Raw genomic sequence first — 3,098 nt, 5'->3', positions numbered from 1 at the left:
TTCAATTGCTTTTAATTTCACTTCTACTGGATAGCTAACTCTTCTTCCCATAGAAAAAACACCTCCAAGTTATTGTTAGGTACTACATACCCGTTTTTTACTTAAAGGTGTTTTTTTATTTGTCTCACTCTATGGGGTCAGTCCCTATGCAAGTGGGCTTTTCATGTTCATCAATTACTTACAAATATGACTCCTCTTTAATTTCGATTGAGCTTAGGAGTTTTTGGATTTTTTACTGTGAATCAAGTTAGATAGATAATGAGAGGAATTTCTTTCTGCTTAGTTGGTAGGAGAAATGTTTAAGGTGATCAAAATCATTTTGAGAAATGATTGATTGTTGATTTAAAGCATTTTTTATATCTACTAACATACATAAGTCGTGTAATTCATGATCAGTGAAGATGTCTTGAAGAAGATTTAACCTGAATAACAAGGGGAGATTATCGCAAAGTTGAGTTCCACCTTCCGCGAAAAAAATTTGTCGCCATAAATGCCCATAATGCGTGGTCATTTCTTTTTCTATTATGCTGACAAGTGATATTTCAATATCAAACAGCAAGACATACGATTCAAATAAGATCTCTTTCTTCATTCACATGCCACCTTTTATAAGATTTTAAAAGTAGTCAAACTACATTTACCACAGAGTTCAAGCTAAATTTGATTATGTAGTATAGAAACACCTTTCATAACAACTACTTTGTTCCTTATCTTCTACATACATCATCCTTATTTGTTTGCCTGTAACATAATATCTGAAAACACCTCTCTTTYGAGCTAATTATACATATTGGAGAATTTACGATTAACTTTATAGAGTGGCTTAATCGTAAGGTCACCTTCTTCTTAAATGTCAATCTCACCTAATTCTTAAAATAGYACATTTCATTACTATTTACCTTCATTTTGTTACTTATCTTTACATATAACATGACTTTTTTCACYTTTATWAGTAAAAATATTCAAATTATTTATATTAACRKATGGTTTCRTGTAGTAAAATTAATTTTGCTATAAATGAACAATAMARATGAAAATAYATTTATCAAAAGGGGATAAAAYAWTGAAAAGTCGTGTTATTAARATTGTCTCTTCKCTAGCTATAGGAATRGGGRTTRCTSYRGCTCCAGCTTCATCYTACGCAGCAACACCTAAAACCATGAAAGTACACTACATTGATGTAGGTCAAGGAGATAGTATCTATATTAAAGCTCCTAATGGTGAGGACATTGTTATTGATGGTGGAAACAAAGGAAAAGGAAGCGCAGTTGTAAGTTATTTAAAAAAGCAAAAAGTCGATGATATAGAGGTCTTAATTTCTACTCATCCAGATGCCGACCATATCGGTGGATTAGATGAAGTCATTAATGCATTTAAAGTAGAAAATGTCTATGCACCGAAAGTAAGCAATAATACACAAGCATACAAAGACTTTTTAAATGCTGTTAAAAAGAAAAAATTAACGATTAAAACGGCACAAGCAGGCGTAAAGCTACCTGTTAAAGATGTAAATGCTCAAATTGTAGGGCCCACCAAAACATATGCCAACAGTGATTTAAATGACTGGAGTGCTGTTGTACATATGGCTTAYAAGAAGAATACATTTTTATTTACAGGTGATGCTGAAACAAAAGCAGAAGCAGAYATGATTAAGGCGAAGAAAACAYTRCGTGCAGATGTACTTAAAGTAGGWCATCATGGMGCTAAAACGTCTACAAGTAAGAAYTTCTTAGATGCTGTAAARCCTAAGTATGYGGTYATCAGCGTGGGTAAAAATAGTTATGGACAYCCTACTTCTCAAGTYGTGAACTTACTAAAARRTTCTAAAGCAAGTATTCTRCGAACAGACCAAAGTGGTACGRTTATTATCACWGGTGATGGAACATCTTATTCTRTTAAAAAATCGAGGTAATTATGAAAAAGATAAAAGGTATTATTGATCGATTTGAAGAGGGTTTTGCTGTTGTTGAAATTGAAGGAACGACAAAGGATTATCCTAAGAGTCTCTTTCCAAAAGAAACACAAGTTGGAGATGTCGTTTACATTATAGGGGACAACGTAACAGTTGATAAAAATGAAACGAAAAAACTTGCAAAAGAAATTGAAGATTTAATGAATGAAATTTGGGAAGATTAAGGTCCACTACTAGATGTATACACAGCGATATGGATACGATATGAATCAAAAAGCCGAGAGTCATCTTTTCGGCTTTTTTGTTATGATATGTTATGGAACTAGAAGGAGAATTTTCACTGATACCCTGTTTTATGCGCACCTGATTGGGCAAGTATAATAGACGACTTATTCCTTCTTCCCAGAAAGATAAAGTCGTCTACACAATTTTTTCATTCACTATGGTTTACCCTCTCATTTCACGTTTTTATTTATAAATTTATTGGTTTATATGTTCCTGTTCTAATTCGTTTACTACACCTTCCTTGCATTCATTGATGAATAAGTAAGTAAGGTATGAATGTAAGTCAAATTGATTTTCATTAACAAACGTAGAAAAAATGTTTTTATGTTCGCTCACTAGTTTTACCTCCTATATGTAAGTTTCTATTTTTATTGTCCCCCAACTAGTAATCTCTTATACATCTAAATTAACAACATATTTTATAGGAACAGCTATTTTCATTTTTCATTAACCTTAGGTCATGATATTCACATTTACTATCTAAGCTAATTTCGTTATGAGTATTATCAAGGGAAAAAAAGAACCCTTTGCTATAAAGTAGTAAAGGGTTTTCAACTATAACGGAATAGGGGGAATACGTTACTAGTCTAACCATATTTATAGATTAATATACATGGCGGTTTATATTTTATTGTTTATAAAAAGCTAATCATATGAAATGAATATCGTCTACAACTTCATTTAACGTAAAATATATTTTCGGAATACCTTTAGATAGGGTAGCTTTTTTAATAATTAAGATGTATATTATATACATCTTAATTTACCATGGTCACTGCTCTAGAAACATATTTTCCTAAGTAAAAAAATTCATTAATTTAAAGGAGTTAGAACATGGATATGAGTAATATAGCTAAATGGATTCCTGTCCCTTATTTTCAAATTAGGGAAGATGGTACAA

4 protein-coding genes are annotated in these 3,098 nt (G+C 31.6%); 2 read left to right on the top strand and 2 right to left on the bottom strand.

Annotation, left to right across the window (positions count from 1 at the left end; all coding sequences use genetic code 11):
- Positions 1-247: 247 nt before the first annotated feature.
- Positions 248-592: a hypothetical protein gene (locus tag AC1DRF_RS21090; RefSeq protein ID WP_427077306.1), complete on the bottom strand. Its 345-nt coding sequence runs from the start codon at positions 590-592 to the stop codon at positions 248-250.
- Between the two features lie 471 nt (positions 593-1,063).
- Between AC1DRF_RS21090 and AC1DRF_RS21085 the strand changes: the two genes are divergently transcribed.
- Both AC1DRF_RS21085 and AC1DRF_RS21080 read left to right on the top strand, forming a co-directional pair.
- Entirely contained in the window at positions 1,064-1,912 is an 849-nt protein-coding gene (locus AC1DRF_RS21085; protein ID WP_477741605.1) for a ComEC/Rec2 family competence protein, read from the top strand.
- A gap of 2 nt (positions 1,913-1,914) precedes the next feature.
- The gene (locus AC1DRF_RS21080) at positions 1,915-2,136 is read left to right on the top strand and encodes a DUF3006 domain-containing protein (RefSeq protein WP_427077307.1); all 222 of its coding nucleotides are present in this window, start codon (positions 1,915-1,917) and stop codon (positions 2,134-2,136) included.
- Positions 2,137-2,392: 256 nt separating this feature from the next.
- On the opposite strand, the gene AC1DRF_RS21075 is transcribed toward AC1DRF_RS21080, so the two are convergent.
- On the bottom strand, positions 2,393-2,533 hold the full coding sequence (locus AC1DRF_RS21075; RefSeq protein ID WP_427077308.1) for a hypothetical protein: 141 nt from the start codon (positions 2,531-2,533) through the stop codon (positions 2,393-2,395).
- Positions 2,534-3,098 lie beyond the last annotated feature (565 nt).

The organism is Priestia sp. P5_B4, assembly GCF_056400385.1.
The sequence above is the reverse complement of the archived record's forward strand: the minus strand, read 5'-3'. Positions and strand labels throughout refer to the sequence as shown.